The organism is Aquabacterium sp., from assembly GCF_041915145.1.
GTDB lineage: Bacteria > Pseudomonadota > Gammaproteobacteria > Burkholderiales > Burkholderiaceae_C > Aquabacterium.
The window spans coordinates 1-17,916 of record NZ_JAYSBZ010000041.1; the positions used below are offsets into that span (position 1 = coordinate 1).

The following is a 17,916-nucleotide window of genomic DNA, read 5'->3' on the forward strand; positions in this document are numbered from 1 at the left end:
GTCGCCTCGGGCGCGGCCAACGCCAGCGGCAACGCGCCAGCGTGGTTCCCCGGCGACGAAGCCCCCCAAGCAACAGAGGGCGACTTCGACGGCCACGCGCACGCCGCCGTGCTGTCCGGCTTCAAAACGCAAGAACTCGACGCCAGCACCACCGGCAGCGGCGGCCACAACCACCTGGTACTCGACGACACGCCCGGCCAGAGCCGCCTGACGCTGGGCACCACCCAAGCCGCCACGCACCTGAGCATCGGCCATCTGCTCAACCAGCAAGACAACCAACGCCTGCACACCCGCGGCCACGGCCTGGAGCTCGCCACCACCGCCTGGGGCGCCGTGCGCGCCGGGCAAGCCTTGCTGCTCAGCGCCCACGGACAGCGCGGTGGCAGCACCCGGCTCAACGCCGCCCTCGACGCCCGCGCGCCGCAAGCGCAGCTGGCGCGCAGCGCACAACTGCAATCCGCCCTTGCGCAAAGCGCCCACGCGCAGCAAGCCAAATTGCCCAACGAGGCAGACGCGCTGGGTGCCACGCACGCGCTGGAGCAGACGCAACAAGCGTGGCAGGGCACGGTGGGAGTTGAAGCCGAGGGCGACGGCGGTGGCCTGGGCACTGCGGCCGCCGCCAACCGCCCCGACGTGCTGCTCGCCTCGCCCGCCGGCATCGCCGCCCACACGCCGCAGCATCACGTGGCCACAGCCGGGGCCACGCTGAGCCTCAGCAGCGGGCAAGACGTCAACGTCACCGCACAGCAGAACCTGAGTGCCGCCGCCCGCAGCGGGCTCGTCCTCTACACCGTGGGCCAGGCGGGCGACGCCAACAAGCCCAATCAGGAGACCGGCCTCAAGCTGCACGCCGCCAGCGGCTCGGTGAGCGTACAGGCGCAAGGCGGCGGGCTGCACGTCAACGCACAGCAGGCGGTGACGCTCGACAGCACGCAAGCCAGCATCACCCTCGGCGCCCCCAGCCGCATCCTCTTGGTCGGCGCGGGCTCCGCGCTGGAGATCAACGGCGGGGACATCACGCTCACCACCACCGGCACCGGGGCGGTGCATGCGGCGAGCAAGAATCTGACGGGTGGGGGGAGTGCAGATCGCAATGACTTGCATCTCCCGGCGGCTAGGGCAATTAGATTGCAACCGCCCAGTTCCGGCACGACGTTCGGTGAAGCGTTAGATCACACCGCCGTACCGGATTCTTGGCTCCCCTTCCGCTTAGGAACACAAACCACGGTCTGCGCCGGTCCGCACGCGCTGGCTGGCGGGCAGCGCTCTTTACCCGACCTACCCACGACGGCCGTTGCCACGCAAGAGCCCACTGATGTGAGCTACTGGCAACGCCACGCTGGGCCAGCGTGGCATGTGGAGGAAACGGTGGATGTTGCAGCACAAACTGAACCTCCAAGGGGCGCACATGATTTCGAGGAGCACGATGATGAGTGACGTCACATCAACAAACGCGCTGCAAGATCCGTACTGCGTACAACGCGGTGACACCTTGAGCAAAATCGCCACCCGAAGCGGTCGTTCCGTTGCTGAACTCAAGCGTTTCAACTCGATCAGAAATGCAAACCAACTTGAAGTTGGTCAAACGCTCTTTCTTTCAGATCACACGGCCTTCGGCGCAAGCATTTTGTTTCTCGATGCCTTGCGCCACCCCATCCAGAATTTGCGTTACCGAATCGAATTCGATGGCCGCGAGCGGCGAGGCTCAACCGGCACGGATGGACTAATTCCGAAGTTCGTTACCGAAAACGCCCAGTCGCAAATCAAGGTCTGGATACACGACATCGATGGCGCTTGGCATCAGGTAGCTCACGTCACATCCGACTATGGCCACAAATTGGTAACGCTGACCAGCAATGCAGTTGTGGTGGCTGGCCAGACTCGCCAGATGGCAGCCGACGCACTGCACGATTTGAAATCGTCTCTTCAAGTCGCAATGCATCGGCTGACGGGGCCGCAGGCATCGCCACCCGAGCCAGCGAAGGGCGCAGACAGCAAAAACAACCCGGCAGTCAAAACCCAACAAGTTAAAGGCCCAAAAGGTCAACCCGTCATAAAAGTCGAAGTAGACATCCCGCAAGGTCTGGTGGCTTTGTTCAGCCGGTACAACGGCCATGAGATTGCCGAGAGCGACTGGCAGAAAGCCGCCGACAAACTGGAATGCGAGGTTGAAGTTCTCAAAGCATTCTCGGTCGTAGAGAGCGGTGGTAAGTCGTCGTTTTGGCGACTCAACAAAGCTGACGGCGCCTATATTCCCGCCATTTTGTTTGAGCGCCATTACTTCAGCCGTTTGACCAAAGGAAAATTCGACTCCTCGCACCCAGACGTATCGTGGCCTGTGGCCTACCGGAAGAAAAACAAGTTGGGGCAAGAAGATAAAAGCATGCACGATGGCAAAGTTGTGGCCACCGACGTTTATTCGGATTTTGCAAGTGCCTATCTGCGTTTGATCAACGCTTACCGGCTCGATCCAGATGCCGCCTTGCGTTCATGCTCCTGGGGGAAATTCCAAATCATGGGCGACAACTGTGCCGCCTGCGGGGAGTCCGACGTTCAAAATTTCATTCAAAAGATGTGCACGTCCGAATACCAGCAAATTGAATTGCTGGCTTCATTCGTTCGGGCCAAACCTGCCCCGTGGAAAGATGCTCGAAACAAAAAAGCCGGCAAAGCGCCGTCATTGTGGGAAGCAATCAAATCCAAAGATTGGGCAATGATCGCCTTCAATTACAACGGGCCGAGTTACAGCACCTTCCACTACGACACCCAGTTGAAAGCCGCGTATGAGCATCTCAAGTCAGCTCGTAAGGCATGACGCCATGCAACAGAAGACGAGCACAGCCTTCCGAATCGCCATTTTTTGTCTCCCGCCTCTCTTGGCAGCGACACAAGCGCAGGCCATCAATTGCCGCCTTGCTTCCACCTCAGTCGAGCTTGCAATTTGCGGCAGCAAGGAGCTGCTCGTGCTGGACGAGCACCTAAACAGCCTCTACCGCGCGGTGAAGCAACAAGCAAAGGACGGAGCACAGGTCGAGATCGATCAAAAGGATTGGGTCAAGCGCCAAAGAAATGCCTGCACTGACACCAGCTGCCTGCAAACGACCTATCAAACCCGATTGAACGACCTGGAGAGGGCACTAACACCTTGGTGTGAGACGCATAAGAGGCAAATTGCTGGAACCTGGTCCAGGATCGGGGACGCTGGCTACTTCGAGGAATTTTCTGCCGGCCCGGACTACGAATTCGATTCGTGGCTTCATCACCGCCCAGAAATATCCGGAGGCACTTGGGCACTCAATGGGTGTCACTTCACCGCCAGAGGGCAAGGCAGCCTGACGGTAGATTTGATTCTCTTGAGCGTCAAAGACGACGAACTCCGATTCATGGAAGAAAAGGTCCCTGGCACGAGCCATTACAAACGAACCGGCAACTAGAGAGACTCACAGTCGCCGACCTGATTTCCCCCAAGCAGCGCCCGCCCTCACCGGCCCGCCCGGCTCCCGCAGTACCCCATGCCCCCCGCCCTCCGCCTGATGACCCCTGCCGATTTGCCGGGGGTGGCTGCCGTGCAGCAAGCTTGTTATGTGCCCGACTTTCACGAGCCGGTTGAGTCGTTTGCCGCGAAGTTGCGGCGCAGCCCGCAGACGTGCTGGGTGGCGCTGGGGCAGGCGTTGACGGCTTATCTGGTGACCTTGCCGGTGTCGGAGGCGACCTTTCCGGCGTTGCATGCCACCGAGTGGACGCCGCCCGAGGCGCCGACGATGCTGTATCTGCACGACTTGGCGGTGTCGCCGCAGGGGCAAGGCCTGCGCTTGGGCGAGCGCCTGGTGGCCTTGGCCGAGCAGGCCGCCCGCGCGATGGGGCTGCGCACGCTGGCCCTGGTGGCCGTGCAGGGCTCGGTGCCGTATTGGCAGCGCCGCGGCTTCGTGCTCACCGAGCCCCGGCACCCCGCGCTGGCGGCCAAGCTGGCGTCGTTCGGGGGTGACGCGCGCTTCATGTTGCGGCAGGTCTGAGCCACCTGCGTGCCGCATCGAGCGCGCTTCTGACAACGCCCGCCCGCTTCTTTCCTGGGTACAAGTCCCAAAGCAAAAGCCACTCGTGCTCACCACAATCAGCCGCGCCGTAACAGATGTAAGCGAGGTGGATCATGGTGGATGAACAGCGATTCGACGTGATCATCAAAGGCGGCCGTCTGTTTGACGGCTCGGGCGGTCGATCGGGTGTGCGACACCTGGGCCTGCGGGACGGCATCGTGGTGGCGATCTCGACCACGCCGCTCGACGAGCGCGGTTGCCCCGAGGTGATCGACGCCGGCGGGCAGTGGGTGATGCCGGGCTTCATCGACACCCACACGCATTACGACGCCGAGGTGCTGGCCAGCCCCGGCTTGCTCGAAAGCGTGCGCCACGGCGTGACGAGCGTGGTGTTCGGCTCGTGCTCGGTGAGCGCGGTGTGCTCCGATGCCGACGACTGTTCGGACATGTTCACCCGCGTCGAGTCGGTACCGCGCGAGCACGTGTTGCCGCTGCTGCGCCGCGTGAAGAACTGGAGCACGCCGGGCGGTTACGTGCGGCATCTCGAATCGCTGCCGTTGGGGCCGAACGTGGCGTCGTTCCTGGGGCACTCGGACCTGCGCGTGGCGGTGATGGGGCTGACGCGCGCGGTCAACAAGCAAGAGCGCCCCAACCCGGAAGAACTAGCCGAGATGCAGAGCATCTTGGGCGAGGCGCTGGATGCCGGGCTGCTGGGCTTGTCGACCATGACCACCAAGTGGGACAAGCTCGACGGCGAGCGCCACCGCTCGGCCTCGCTGCCCAGCACCTACGCCACGTGGCACGAGTACCGCGCACTCAACGAAGTGCTGCGCGAGCGCGGCGCCATCCACCAGGGCGCGCCGAACATCGTCACCAAGCTGAACATGTTCTTGTACCTGTTCGCCAGCATCGGCCTGGGGCGCAAGCCGCTGCGCACAACGCTGATCACCTTGATGGACGTGAAGTCGAACCCGCTGCTGCACCGCTTGATCGGCAAGCTGGCGCACGCCTGCAACACGCTGCTCAAGGCCGACTTCCGCTGGCAGGCGCTGCCCTGCCCGTTCGAGGTTTACGCCGACGGCATCGACCTGGTGATCTTCGAAGAATTCGGCGCGGGCGAGGCCGCGCTGCACCTGACCGACGAGGTCGAGCGCAATGCGCTGATGCAGGACGAGGCCTACCGCCGGCAGTTCCGCAAGAACTACGACAGCAAGTTCTCGCCGCGCGTGTGGCACCGCAACTTCCACGACGCCGAGATCGTGAGGTGCCCGGACGAGTCCGTGGTGGGCAAGAGCTTCGGCGAGATCGCCGACGCCAAGGGCATCCACCCGGTCGATGCGTTTCTGGATCTGGTCGTCGAGCACGGCAAGAAACTGCGCTGGCGCACCACCATCGCCAACCACCGCCCCGAGCGCGTCAAGGCCATCGTGCGCGACAAGGGCGCGATCATTTCGTTCTCGGACGCCGGCGCGCACATCCGCAACATGGCGTTCTACAACTTCCCGATCCAGATGCTGAAGATGGTCTACGACGCCTACATCCAGGGGCGTCCGTTCATGAGCATCGAGCGTGCGGTGTGGCGCCTGACGGGCGAGCTGGGCGACTGGTTCGGCATCGACGCCGGGCGCATCCGCAAAGGCGGCCGGGCCGACCTGGTGATCATCAACCCCGACGGGCTCAACGCCAACGTCACGGCCTACGCCGAGGCGCCGATGGTCGAGTTCGGCAACGTGCGCCGCATGGTCAACCGCAACGACCTGGCCGTGACGGCCACGGTCATCAATGGTCGCGTGGCGTATCGCGAAGGCCGCTTTGCGCCGGACTTCGGCAAGGCGCACGGCTATGGTCGCGTCTTGCGGGCCGGTGAGGTGCCGGCGCGCGAAGCCCCCGTGGTGGTGACGCGCGCGGCGCAGGCGGCCTGAGCCGCGCGCGGATGCCGACCGGGGGGCAGGCCCGCGGTCATTCGTTGTCGTTGTTCAGCAGCGTGGTGCAGACCGACTCAACCGCCACGATCAGCTCGTTGACGTCCAGCTCGGCCTGTTCGGCCCACGCGGCGCAGCGCCTGCCGAGCTGCGGGTCGCCGGCGGCGCCGTCGGCGGGGTAGAGCACGGCATCCACGGTGGCGCCCAGCGCCAGCAGCTGGCGCACGTCGAGCGGCTCGCGCGCCCAGTCGCCGCTGAACTGCACCCGGGCGCGCACGTAGGCCCCGATGTCATTGGCCAGCCCCCACGAGTGGCACAGCGCGGCGCCCAGCGCGGCATGGCTCACGCCGAATGCCGCGATCTCGGCGGCGATGATCGCGGCTTCGTCGCGGGCGCCGCGTTCGAGTTCGACGTAGCGGTCGCGGTCGTAGGCGTAGAGCACGGCGCGGCCGCTCTCGGCGAACAGACCGGCGGTGTGCGCCGCCCAGGGCTTGAGGTCGAGTCGCTGCGCGATGCGCCCCATGGCCACGCCGCGGCGGCTCGCGCGGTCCCAGATCTGGTCGATCAGCGGGCCGGGCGGGAAGGCGGCGCGCAGGCCCATCTCGAAGGTGATGCCCGCCACCTCGCGCATGCCGAGGTAGCGCACGGCCTCGTGCACGGTCTCGACGCGATGCAGCAAGCCGAACAGGGCCGAATTGACGGTACGCACGATGGCCGAGGCCAGCGCCATGTCGCTCTGGATCAGGGCCGACATGTCGTCGATGTGGGCGTCTTCCTGCCCCATCAGCAGCGAGAGTTTGACCAGCGTGTCGGGGCAGGCCGGGACGTCGATGTTCAGCGAACGCAGATTGGGATCGATGCTCATGCTCGCATGGTAGGCGTGTGAGCGCCCACCATGCAATACGGCTGCCACCGACCCGCCTGTGATGGATGCACGGCTGTTACCACTGTCACCAACTCGAGGGAGGCTCGACACCCGACGCACCTCTGCGGGTTTGGCCGCAGTTCGCGCGGCTAGGACTTGCCCTATGCGCGGCGTGTGGATGCCACGTTCTGGCGCAGATGGGCGGCGGTTCGGGCGTTATTCCCGCCCTGTCCGGGGCGCGATCTGACGCATGATGTGCATCACCAAATGGTCACGCTGAAGGGCCAGACTGGCAGTAAGAGGAGTGTTGAACATGCGTGCGTTGATGAACTTGGCGATCGAGCCCGCCCTGCGGCTCTTTGAAGTGTCGGTGGTGATCCTGACGGGCCCCACCAAACAAGCCGCGCACCGCGTGTTGAAGGTTCTGGCCGACACCCCCAAGGGCGCCATCCGCATCGTGCGCGAGCGCTATCCGCGTTCCACGGCGCACGCCGTGCTCTCGCAGGCCGCGCTGCCCGAAGAAGCCTGGGCCTGATCAGGCCCGTCGCCACGACACGCTCTGCACCGCCCAGGCATCGGCGGCGTTGAGCACGCTCTCGATCTGCGTCAGCGCGTCGCTGTGCTCGAACACCGCCGTCACCGATAGCAGACACGTCTGCCGCGCCGTGCGCTGCTCGCTCACCGCCCGCAAGTCGGCGCGCTGCGCGCGCAACACCGCCTCGAGGGCGTCGCGCACCGGGGTCGCCTGGTCGAGCGCGCATTCCACGTCGAACACCACCTGCTCGCTCAACGGGTCGCTCAAGCCCATGCGCAGGTTCAGGCGTCGGGCCACTCCTCGCAGCACGGTGTTGGCGCTCACCAGCACCCCGGCGGCCACGGTCGCCTCGGTCAGGCGCCCCATGCCGCACAAGGTGCCGATGGCCGCCGAGCACCACAGCGTGGCGGCCGTGTTGATGCCTCGCACCACCGTGCCGCCGTTGTGGCCGCCGTCGCGAAACAGCAGGCCGCCGCCCAGAAAGCCCACTCCCACCACGACCTGCCCGGCCATGTGCACCACATCGACATAACCCTGCAAGGTGGCGCACACGCTCATGAACAGCGCCGCGCCCAGGCAGACGAGGGCGTTGGTCTTGAGATCGATGAGGCGGCGATGCCACTGGCGCTCCAGCCCGATCAGCGAGCCCAGGAACAGGGCCAGCGACAACTGCGTGAAGAAGGTCTGCAAGCTCAAGGCTCAGGACTCCAATAGGCGTGGCGGACGGCTACCGCCGATGCATGTTTCAGTAATGCGGCGGCAATTCGTCGCGCAGGCTGCGAAAGGCCGCGCCGCCCTCGTCCGGGTTTTGCTGCCGCAGTTGCGTGACTTCGCGCGTGAGCAGGTCGATCTGCTGTTGCTGGCGGATGATGACCTGGTTGAGCTGATCGACCAGGTCTTCGGTGAAGCCGAGCTTGATCTCCAGGTCGGTCAGGCGCTGGTCGATGGCGGAGAGGTTGTCCATGGCCGTATTGGACGCCAATTACGATGGCGCCGGTAGACGACCTCGCACCCCACCCGCCATGCCTCGCATCCTCACCCTCACGATGAACCCGGCGCTCGACGTGGCCACCGCCATCGACCGCGTCGTGCCCGACCACAAGCTGCGCTGCGGCGCGGCCGTGACGCACCCCGGCGGCGGTGGCATCAACGTGGCCCGCGTGGTGCGCCGCCTGGGCGGCGACGTGCTGGCGCTGTACCCCGCCGGCGGCACCCACGGCAGCACGCTGAGCCGCCTGCTCGACGACGAGCGCGTGCCGCGGCGCGCCGTGCCCATCGCCGGCGACACGCGCGAGAGCCTCGCGGTGCACGAGGCGAGCACCGGGCACGACTACCGCTTCGTGCTGCCCGGCCCCACGCTGCAAGCGGCTGAATGGCAGGCCTGCCTGGATGCCATCGACGCGATCGTCGCCACGCCACCCGCGCCGCGCATGGTGGTGCTCAGCGGCAGCCTGCCGCCCGGCGTGCCGGTGGACTTCCATGCCCGCGTGGCCCGCGCCGCCTCGGCGCGCGGCTGCCGCGTCGTGCTCGACTCGTCGGGCCCCGCGCTCGCGGCAGCCTTGCAAGCCGGCGTCTACCTCGTCAAACCCAGCTTGCGCGAGCTGCAAGACCTCGTCGGCCACCCGCTGCCCGAGCCGGCCGACCAGCTGGCCGCATGCCGGCAGCTCATCGGCTCGGGCCAGGCCCAGGTGGTGGCGCTCACGCTCGGCGCCGACGGCGCGCTGCTGGTGTCGGCCGACCAGGCGTGGCGCGCCCAGGCCCTGCGCGTGCCCGTGGCCAGCACCATCGGCGCGGGCGACAGCTTCGTGGGCGGCCTGGTGTGGGCGCTCGATCAACCACCTGCCGCCGGCCTCGATCTGGCCGAAGCCTTCCGCTGGGCCATGGCGTCCAGCGTGGCCGCGTTGGCGTCAGCCGGCACCGCCTTGTGCGACGTGGCGGACGTTCGGCGCCTGCTCGCTCAGATCGAGATCGCGGCGCAGTAAACCGGATGCCCCTGCGCGCGGCACCTGACGATCACTTCGCAATGCCCTTCGGGGAGCACAGGCCGCCGGTGATCTCGAGCGTGGTGGCGTTGAGCGCGCCATTGGTCACGCAGTGGCCGATCAGGTCGGCGATCTCGTCGGGCTCGATCAGGCGGTCGATGTGCACATCGGCCAGGATGGTCTTGAGCACGTCCTGATTCATGCCGGTGAGCATGGGCGTGGCGGTATAGCCGGGGGCGATGCCCACGCAGCGCACGTTGCGGATGCCGCGCATCAGGAATTCGCCGACGATGATCTTGGGCATCATCGCCACGGCCGACTTGGCCGACGCGTAGTTGAGCTGCCCGATCTGGCCGATCTTGTTGACCGACGAGATCGGCACCAGCAGCCCGTCCCAGCCGCCGTTCACCATGGCTTCGGCCGCGTCGCGCAGCGTCAGGAAGGTGCCGGTGAGGTCGATGTCGATCACGGGCTGCCACTTGTCGATGCCCAGCTTCTTGCTGACCTTGCCGGTGTCCTTGTCGACGTTGAGCAAGGTGCCGTCGCGGATGATGCCGGCGCAGGCGATGGCCACGTTCAGCTGCCCGAAGGCCTCGACCGTGGCCTTGATGAAGCGCGCCGTGTCGGCCTCGCTCACCACGTTGGCCTGCACGCCGATGGCTTCGCCGCCCATGGCCTGGATGTCGGCGACGACGCGGTCGATGTCTTTCTGCGCCATGTCCACGATCGCGACCTTGGCGCCGTGGCGCACGAAATACTTGGCGACTGCCTCGCCGATGCCATTGCCGCCGCCGGTGATGAGGGCGACGCTGCCTTTGATGTCCATGACGAATCCTGTTGGAGTGAATCGGTTGAGCGGTGGGTCGGAATCAGCGCGCGAAGGACGTGCTGTCCTGGTTCCAGTAAACAAAGTTGGCGTGCGTGAGGTCGGGGCCGACGATCTTCAGGTCGCCCACCCGCAGCGGGTGCGCCACGTCGGGGCCGATGGTCTTGACGCCCACCGGGCACACGGTGTGCACCAGCGAGCGGGCCCGCTCCAGCGCGGCCTCGGCCGACAGGCCGGCGAACACGCCGGTGGCAACGACGGCTTCAGCGCCGCCCGGCAACGCGCGGGTCACGTCCCACGCGACGCCAGCCGCTCGCAAGCCGAATTCGGTGTCGTTGTAGATGAAGGTGCTCACGTTGCTTGCGTTGCTCATGGCGCCCTCGCTCACAGCTTGCGCAGCACGGTCACGCAGTTGGTGACTGCCGAGCCGCCCACGTTGAAGGTGACGCCGATGTCAGCCTGCTTGGCGGCCACGCCGATGGCCTCGCCGATGAGCTGCTTGTAGATCAGCGTGTGCATCGAGGCACCGGTGGCGCCCACCGGGTGGCCCTTGGCCTTGAGGCCGCCCGAGAGGTTGACGGCCACGCGGTCGTCGCGGGTGTAGCGGCCGCTCAGGAAGTCGAAGCCGCCGCGGCCGTCGTCCGACAGGCCCAGCGCCTCGACCGACATGATCTGGTTGATCGTGAAGCAGTCGTGCAGCTCGACGAGGTCGATGTCCGACGGCTTGATGCCGGCTTCCTTGTAGGCCTTGGCGGCGGCGTCCTTGCCGGCCATCAGCTCGTGCATGTTGGGGCGCACGTTCTCGGGCAGGCGCTCGACCGAGTGGCCGATGCCGGCGATCTCGACCGCGCGGGCCTTGTTGCTGACGTTGCTGGTGGCGGTGATCACCAGCGCGGCGGCGCCGTCGGACACCAGCGAGCAATCGTGCAAGCGCAGCGGCGCGGCGATCATCATGTTCTTGCTGCGGCCGCGCTCGTCGAGCTCATTGAGCTTCATGATCTCGGCCACCGTCTGCGGGCCGTTGCGCACGTGGGCCAGCGGGTTCTCGGCGCCGTTGCGGTAGCCCAGCGCGCCCACCGTCCAGAGCATCTGCTCAAGCTGCTCGGTCGAGATGCCGTAGTGCGCCTGGTAGGCCTTGGCGTATTCGGCGAACAGCATCGGGAACGACCAGCCCTTCGAGCCTTCGCTCGGCCAGTGCGAGCAGCACGACAGCACGTGCGTCATCTGCGGCGTGGGCAGCAGGTTCATCTTCTCGACGCCGATCACCAGCGCGTGCTTGGCGCGACCGGCCTCGACGGCGTAGACCGCGTCGTACAGCGCCACCGACGACGAGGCGCAGGCGCACTCGCAGCGCGTCATGGGCTTGAAGCGCAGGGCGGGGTCGATCTCGGCGGCGATGGGGGCGACGTGTTCCTGGTTGACGAACGAGCCGGGCGAGCACGAGCCCACGTAGATCGCGTCGATGTCTTTCGCCTCGATGCCGGCATCGGCAATCGCTCCACGGCCGGCTTCGATGAGCAGGTCGTAGTAGGTCTTGGTGTCGGTCATCAGGCCGGTGGCCTTGTCCTTTTGCACGAAGGCGCCGAAGGGCGTGTTGTACGCCCCGATGATGCTGGCCTTGCTCATGGTGATCTCCAAACGGTAAGAGGGTGATGAATCAGTGAGCTGCGCGGTGGTGGTGCGCCTGGGGCGCGTGCGCGGCGGTCGCTTCGCCGCGCAATTGGCGCAGGCGCTGCAGCACCACGTCGGGCACCTCCTTGACGACGCGCACGGCGCCCAGGTAGATGTGGCCTTCGTTGCCATCGAGCGTGATCACGTCGCCCTCGCGCAACTCGGCGTCGCCCAGGCGCACCTGGCGATGCGGCAAGTCGATTTCGAGGCCGTTGCAACCCACCAGGCAGACCTTGCCGAGCTGGCGAGCCACCACGGCGGCGTGCGAGGTGCGGGCGCCGCGCGAGGTCAGCAGGCCCACGGCGGCTTCGAGCGCGGCGATGTCCGACGTTTCGGCGTCCTGTCGCAGCAGGATCACGCTGACCCCGGCGGCATGGCGTTCGCGGGCCCGGGCTTCGTCGAGCGCGATCTCGCCAGTGACCACGCCGGCACAGGCGGCGGCGGCCTCGGCCACGGGCTGGGCGTCCGAGCCACCATCCAGCACCACGCGCGCCACGGCCAGGTCTTCTTCGCGGACCTGAGCCAGGCGTTGCCGGGTCTCCTCGACACTCAACAAACCTTCGTCATGCAGATCGAGCGCGATGCGCGCGGCAGCCAGCGGCGTGCGCTTGCCGTTGCGCGCCTGCAGCATGTAGAGCTGCGCCTCTTGCACGGTGAATTCAAAGTCCTGCATGTCGGCGAACGCCCGCTCGATGCGTTGCGCGGCCTCACGCAGATCGCTCCACACGCTGGGCAGCACCTCGGCCAGCTCGTCGTGACCCTGCGCGCTGCGCCGGCCCGACACCACGTCTTCGCCCTGCGCATTGAACATGAAGTCCACCCACGGCTGCGGCTCGCCATTGATCGGGTTGCGCGAGAAGCCCACGCCCGCGCCCGATGAGCCGCCCGCGTTGCCGAACACCATGGTCTGCACGGTCACCGCCGTGCCGATGCGCTCGTCGATGTGGTTGAGCTTGCGATATTCGATCGCCTTGGCCGACTGCCACGAGCGGAACACCGCCAGCACGGCGCGTTCGAGTTGCACGCGCGGGTCTTGCGGGAAGCCCGTTGCATCGTGCTCGGCAATCAGGTCGAGATAGCTGCGGGTGAGCTCGCGCAGTTGCGCGAAGTCGAGCGTGCGCTCGTCGCGCTCGGTGCCGAGCTGCTGTTGCGTGACGCGCTCGAAGGCCTGGCCTTCGATGCCCAGCACCACTTCGCCGTAGGTGGCCACGAGGCGGCGGTAGGCGTCCCACGCGAGGCGCGGGTTGCCACAGCGGCGCACGAAGCCGGGCAACGTGGCGTCGCACAGGCCCACGTTGAGCAACGTCTCCATCATGCCGGGCATCGACACCGCGGCGCCCGAGCGCACCGACAGCAGCAGCGGGTTGCGGACGTCGCCAAAGCGGGCGCCGGCCACGGCTTCGAGCTGCGCCAGCGACTGGTCGAGCGCGGCGCGCACGTCCGCCGGCAGTGTGGCGTGCGCGGCTTCGGCCAAGGCGCTGGGCGACTGCAGCACATGGTTGCACGCGCTGGTGCCCAGCACCAGGGCCGGTGGCACGCGCAGCCCGAGGGCATGCATGCGCCAGAGGTTGAAGGCCTTGTTGCCGACTTCGTCGACCGAGACATCGGCCTCGGCCTGCGGGCCGCCGATGAGCACGACGCGAAAGTGGGCGGACGCTGGTGCGGCGTGGTGAGCCGCGTGCACCACCGCGGGTTTGCGGCGGGCGGTCATGACGTGGCCCCGGACAGCGCGCCGCCGCGCAGCAGCACCATCTCGCGCAGCGCGTAGCTCACGCGCAGCAGCGCGTCGGAGGCGCTTTCGATCTCCATGCCCAGGTCGTTGGCCAGCATCAGCTCGGCGGGTTGCTTGAGCTCTTGCAGCAGGTGGCGGCGCGCGGTGCGCCATTGCTCGTCGCAGCGGCGTTCGGCCAGCACCACGCGCCAGGTGGCGTCCAGGAAGGTGTTGAAGTCTTCAAGCTCGCGGGCCGAACCCAGGCCGCGCGCGATTTCAAGGGCGCGCACGTAGTCCTGCACGGCTTGCAGCACCACGTCGGCCAGGCGGCCCATGTGCGCGCGCACGCCGTGGTGCAAGGCGCCCTGGTGGTCTTCAGCCATCACGCTGATCAGGAAGCTGGCTTCTTCGAGGTGGTCGGCCACTTCGTCGGCTTCTTCGACGAGGTTGGCAAAGGGCTTCCACGACGGTTGGCGCTTGGCCAGGTTGCGCGCCTGCATCACCAGGTGGTCGGCGCGGCGCTCCCACGCCTTGGTGCGCGCAGCCAGCTCGCTGGCATGACCGGAGCCGGCGTCGTGCGACAACGCGTCGCGCACGGCCTGCACCAGCTCGTGGCAGTAGGCCGCGTGCTCGGCGACGAGGCTGAAGCCCGGCGCATGCTGCTGCAGGCGCCGCGACAGCAGCATGCGGGCTTCGTCTTCGAGCAGCGACACCGGGTGCCCCGCCAACGCGCCGCGCGTGCACAGCGCCATGGCTTCGAGCACGAACTCTCGCGCCTGCTCGGCGCCCAGCACATCGGCCAGGCGGTCACCGAGGCGAAAGGCGCCGTCGCCCGCCGACTGCATCACCCCGAACAAGAAGTGCTCGGCCCCGGCCTGCAGCCAACCCATGTGACCCACGTCGCGGCGCGCGGCCTCGGCAAGCACCGCCAGCGCGGCGGGCTTGTCGAGGAACATCTGCAAGCGCTTGCGAGCGCGGTTCCAGTCGATCAGGAAGACCACGCGCGAGCCGATGCCTTCGAGCGTCTGCAGCAGCTGAGCCTCGTCGGCACAGGCGAAGGTGGCCGTGCCCACGAAGTAGGCGTGCCCCTCGTTGAGCCCCTCGCTGACGCGCGGCTCGACCACCGACCACTGTGGCGACCATGCCGCCAGCAACTGCTGGAAGAACGTGAAGCGCACGCTGTGCAGGTCGGAATACGTGAGCGTGACGGTGTGGCCTTCGACCTGGAAGACCAGCACGTGCGCGTCGTTGGTGCCGATGTCGTTCTGGATCAGCAGGCGCGGGCCCGAACGGGTGGCGGCCGTGTCCAGCCCCGGGTGGCCAAACTTCAGCGGCGCGGTGCGGTTGAGACCGCGCATGAAGGCGCGCACGCGCTGGGCGTCGGCGCCATCGGGGCCGCCTTCGAGCGACCAGGCATGGGCGCCGTCGATGTCGTCGTGCGCGATCGCGGCGGCCATCTGGTTGATCTGCTTGTGCAGGTCCATCACCAGCAGGTGCACGCTGTCGCCACGCTCGCGGTTGCCGCTTTCCAGCTGGGCGAGGTCGTCGCGCGTCAGCAGCTCGTCGCGGTCTTGTCGCAACCAGGTGGTCCACGATGCGAGCCGCTCGACGAAGTCTTGCACGTCGGCCGGGTTGGCCGCGCCCTCGATCACCGGGCGCGCCATGGTGGTCAGGTCGTCGGCGATCTGATGCAGGGCCGCAGGCAACTCGGGCAGAAAGGTGGCCGACTCGCCGGCGCGCTGGCTCGGGGCCGCGCCGGCCAGCATCTCATCGACCCACGCATCGTTCAAGCCCGCGGCGCGGCGCTCGCGCGTGAGGTCGATGGTGTCGCCCTTGGCGTGCTGCACGCCGGCTTGAAACACCGACAGCGCGCACTTGAGGCGGTCGTTGGCGGCCAGCGCCGCGTTGATCCACGCCGGCAGCAAGAGCCCGCGATTGCCTACTTCATTGCCCAGCGATTCGACCGCCGCCAGCTTGTTCAACATGATCGCCCTCACGCAGCGCGCCGGCTGCACATTTCGTTGTGGCGACCAGTGTTGAATTCGGGTTTGACAGTGCCGTGACACCAGACGGCGAATCGGGGTCTTGCCTGATCGGCGTCAAGTCATCGCGACGGCCGACTCGCCGTGGCGGGCCGACTCGATCGGATCTGCGCCCCGCGCACCTCGAAGCGCACGGCCTCGACCACCGCGCCGCGGTCGTTCATCAGCTCCAGCGTGTGCGCGCCCGGCCACATCGCCCATTGCGTGTTGACGGCCGGGCCGAGGCGCTTGTCGTCGAGCCGCCACCACCAGCTGCGCGATACGCCCGCCACCAGCGTGAACGGCAGCTTCTGCGCCTGCGGCGGGATGTCGGGGTCGAGCGCCACGATGGTGCGGTCGGCCGGCGCGGCGATCAGCGTGCGGGCCACGCCCTGGGCACTGGCGAGCCGGATCAGCGGTTGCTCGGTGCCCGCGATGAACCACTCGCTGCGCGGCGGCTCCAGCTCGCGCTCGAAGCGCACCGCCTGCTGCACGACGCCAGCCGGCGCGGGCGGTGCCTGCCGGGCCTCGCGCGGCGCGGGGCGGTGTTGCAGCTCGTCCATCACCGCGCGCCAAACCGGGGCCGCGCCGGTGGTGCCCGACACGTCCCACATCGGCTCGCCGCTGGCGTTGCCCACCCACACGCCCACGGTGTAGCGGCGCGTAAAGCCCACGCACCAGTTGTCGCGCATGTCCTTGCTGGTGCCGGTCTTCACGGCCGCCCAGTAGCGCGCGGCCAGGGCGTTGTCGAGCCCGAAGGTGGGCACGCGGGCCTCGCGGTCGGCCAGCACGTCGGCCACGATGAAGCTGGCGGCCGGGCTCATCAAGCTCTGCGGCGCCACCACCGGCTCGCTGCCCAGCACGCGCCAGGGCGACGCCAGCCCGCCGTTGGCCAGCGCGCGGTAGGCATTGGCGAGCGTGGCCAGCGAGACCTCGGCCGAGCCCAGCGCGAGGCTGTAGCCGTAGTAGTCGCCGTTGTGCTTGAGCGGCAAGCCGAGATCGGACAGGCGCCGCGCGAAGCGCTCCGGCGTCACCATCACCAGCGTGCGTACCGCCGGCACGTTGAGCGACGACGCCAGTGCCGTGCGCAGCGACACCGGCCCCTTGAACGCGTGGTCGTAGTTCTGCGGCACGTAGAGCCCGGCCTGCGTGGTGAGGCCCACCGGCGAGTCGTCGATGATCGACGCCGCCGTGAGCCAGCGCTGCTCGATGGCGATCTCGTACAAGAAGGGCTTGAGCGTGGAGCCCGCCTGACGCAGCGCGCCCACGCCGTCCACCTCGGCGGCTTGCGATAGCGCGCCGCTCGACCCCACCCACGCGAGCACCTCGCCGCTGGCGTTGTCGAGCACGATCACGGCGCCGTCTTCCACATGGCGCTCGCGCAGCTCGGTGAGATGCTGGCGCAAGGTGTCGCGCGCGAAGCGCTGCAGGCGGGCGTCGAGCGTGGTGATTAGCGTGGTGATGAGCGTCTTCGGGCGCGCGGTGGTGGCGGTGGCAGCGCCGGCAGCGGGGGCGGGCAGCGCGCTCAGCACCTTGCGCGCCAGGTGCGGCGCCAATTGCGCGTCAGCGTCGAGCCGCTCGTTGCCGTCTTTTGCACGGTAGCTGGCCAGCACTTGCGCGGCATAGGCCGGCAGGCCCTTGCAACTGGCGGCCAGGCCCTGCTCGGTCAGCACGCCGCAGGCCCGCTCGGCCACCTGCGCCGGCTTGGCATTGGGCGCGCGCACCAGCGCCGCCGCCACCGCCGCTTCGTCGGTGTTCAAGCCACTCGGGTACTTGTGAAACAGGCTGGCCGACAAGGCCGAGATGCCGACCAGCTCGCCGCGAAACGCCACGAGGTTGAGATAGGCCTCCAGGATCTGATCCTTGCGCCAGCTGCGCTCCAGCCGCAGCGCCGTAGCCGCCTGGCTCACCTTGCTCACCACTGAGCGCCCTTGCCCGCTCTTGGGCGCGGCGAGGTCGTCGTTCAGCAGGCCGGCGAGCTGCATCGTCACGGTCGAGGCCCCGCGTGTGCGGCTGGCCCACACATTGCCCCAGGCCGCGGCGCTCACGGCGCGCCAGTCCACCCCGGCGTGCTCGTAAAAGCGCTTGTCTTCAGACAGCAGCAGCGCCGTGCGCAAAGCGGGCGACACCTGCGCCAGCGGCACCCACTCGCCGCGCTGCATCGTGGCATCGGTGCGCACGCGCTGCAGCACCGCGCCATGGCGGTCGAGCACCACGGTGTCGGACGAGCGATACGCCGCCTTCACCTGCTCGAAGCTGGGCAGGGCGTGGGCCGGCGACGCGAGCAGCAGCGCCAGCGACAACACCATGGCCGCCCCACCCCGCCACGGCATCATCCGCACAACGTGG

At 67.5% G+C, this 17,916-nt stretch carries 16 protein-coding genes; 7 read left to right on the forward strand and 9 right to left on the reverse strand.

Features of this window, described 5'->3' with window-relative positions; all coding sequences use genetic code 11:
- The 5 genes from ACE3SS_RS09210 to ACE3SS_RS09230 form a co-directional block, all read left to right on the forward strand.
- Window positions 1–1,437: DUF2345 domain-containing protein (locus tag ACE3SS_RS09210; protein WP_374593159.1), on the forward strand; the 1,437-nt coding region annotated here is incomplete at its 5' end.
- On the forward strand, window positions 1,430–2,815 hold the full coding sequence (locus ACE3SS_RS09215; RefSeq protein ID WP_374593161.1) for an N-acetylmuramidase domain-containing protein: 1,386 nt from the start codon (window positions 1,430–1,432) through the stop codon (window positions 2,813–2,815). The genes ACE3SS_RS09210 and ACE3SS_RS09215, both read left to right, overlap by 8 nt.
- Before the next feature lie 4 nt (window positions 2,816–2,819).
- On the forward strand, window positions 2,820–3,434 hold the full coding sequence (locus ACE3SS_RS09220; protein ID WP_374593163.1) for a lysozyme inhibitor LprI family protein: 615 nt from the start codon (window positions 2,820–2,822) through the stop codon (window positions 3,432–3,434).
- 78 nt (window positions 3,435–3,512) lie between these two features.
- On the forward strand, window positions 3,513–4,013 hold the full coding sequence (locus ACE3SS_RS09225; protein ID WP_374593164.1) for a GNAT family N-acetyltransferase: 501 nt from the start codon (window positions 3,513–3,515) through the stop codon (window positions 4,011–4,013).
- Window positions 4,014–4,147: 134 nt separating this feature from the next.
- Complete coding sequence (locus tag ACE3SS_RS09230; RefSeq protein WP_374593166.1) at window positions 4,148–5,956, forward strand: amidohydrolase family protein; 1,809 nt, start codon at window positions 4,148–4,150, stop codon at window positions 5,954–5,956.
- 37 nt (window positions 5,957–5,993) lie between these two features.
- On the opposite strand, the gene ACE3SS_RS09235 is transcribed toward ACE3SS_RS09230, so the two are convergent.
- Window positions 5,994–6,821, reverse strand: a complete 828-nt coding sequence (locus ACE3SS_RS09235) for an HDOD domain-containing protein (protein ID WP_374593168.1) — start codon at window positions 6,819–6,821, stop codon at window positions 5,994–5,996.
- 313 nt (window positions 6,822–7,134) lie between these two features.
- On the opposite strand from ACE3SS_RS09235, the gene ACE3SS_RS09240 reads away from it, so the two are divergent.
- Window positions 7,135–7,356, forward strand: a complete 222-nt coding sequence (locus tag ACE3SS_RS09240) for a hypothetical protein (protein ID WP_374593170.1) — start codon at window positions 7,135–7,137, stop codon at window positions 7,354–7,356.
- Here the strand turns inward: ACE3SS_RS09240 and ACE3SS_RS09245 are convergent, their stop codons facing one another.
- Complete coding sequence (locus ACE3SS_RS09245; protein WP_374593172.1) at window positions 7,357–8,052, reverse strand: MgtC/SapB family protein; 696 nt, start codon at window positions 8,050–8,052, stop codon at window positions 7,357–7,359.
- Between the two features lie 49 nt (window positions 8,053–8,101).
- Window positions 8,102–8,320 carry a SlyX family protein gene (locus ACE3SS_RS09250; protein ID WP_374593174.1) on the reverse strand — a complete coding sequence of 73 codons (219 nt, stop codon included), beginning with the start codon at window positions 8,318–8,320 and terminating at the stop codon, window positions 8,102–8,104.
- Between the two features lie 58 nt (window positions 8,321–8,378).
- On the opposite strand from ACE3SS_RS09250, the gene ACE3SS_RS09255 reads away from it, so the two are divergent.
- Window positions 8,379–9,338, forward strand: coding sequence for a 1-phosphofructokinase family hexose kinase (locus ACE3SS_RS09255; protein ID WP_374593176.1), 960 nt, complete (start codon window positions 8,379–8,381; stop codon window positions 9,336–9,338).
- A 31-nt stretch (window positions 9,339–9,369) separates the two neighbouring features.
- Here the strand turns inward: ACE3SS_RS09255 and ACE3SS_RS09260 are convergent, their stop codons facing one another.
- From ACE3SS_RS09260 to pbpC, 6 genes are all read right to left on the reverse strand, one after another.
- The gene (locus ACE3SS_RS09260; protein ID WP_374593178.1) at window positions 9,370–10,164 is read right to left on the reverse strand and encodes an SDR family NAD(P)-dependent oxidoreductase; all 795 of its coding nucleotides are present in this window, start codon (window positions 10,162–10,164) and stop codon (window positions 9,370–9,372) included.
- A gap of 43 nt (window positions 10,165–10,207) precedes the next feature.
- Window positions 10,208–10,537 (reverse strand): hypothetical protein, encoded by a 330-nt coding sequence (locus ACE3SS_RS09265; protein WP_374593180.1) that lies wholly within the window; start codon window positions 10,535–10,537, stop codon window positions 10,208–10,210.
- An 11-nt stretch (window positions 10,538–10,548) separates the two neighbouring features.
- Window positions 10,549–11,790, reverse strand: a complete 1,242-nt coding sequence (locus tag ACE3SS_RS09270) for a thiolase domain-containing protein (RefSeq protein WP_374593182.1) — start codon at window positions 11,788–11,790, stop codon at window positions 10,549–10,551.
- A gap of 31 nt (window positions 11,791–11,821) precedes the next feature.
- Window positions 11,822–13,546, reverse strand: a complete 1,725-nt coding sequence (locus ACE3SS_RS09275; protein WP_374593184.1) for a PEP/pyruvate-binding domain-containing protein — start codon at window positions 13,544–13,546, stop codon at window positions 11,822–11,824.
- Entirely contained in the window at window positions 13,543–15,531 is a 1,989-nt protein-coding gene (locus ACE3SS_RS09280) for a DUF47 family protein (protein WP_374593186.1), read from the reverse strand. Before ACE3SS_RS09280 ends, ACE3SS_RS09275 begins: the two co-directional genes overlap by 4 nt.
- A gap of 119 nt (window positions 15,532–15,650) precedes the next feature.
- Window positions 15,651–17,903, reverse strand: coding sequence for a penicillin-binding protein 1C (gene pbpC, locus ACE3SS_RS09285; RefSeq protein WP_374593188.1), 2,253 nt, complete (start codon window positions 17,901–17,903; stop codon window positions 15,651–15,653).
- Window positions 17,904–17,916: the final 13 nt, after the last annotated feature.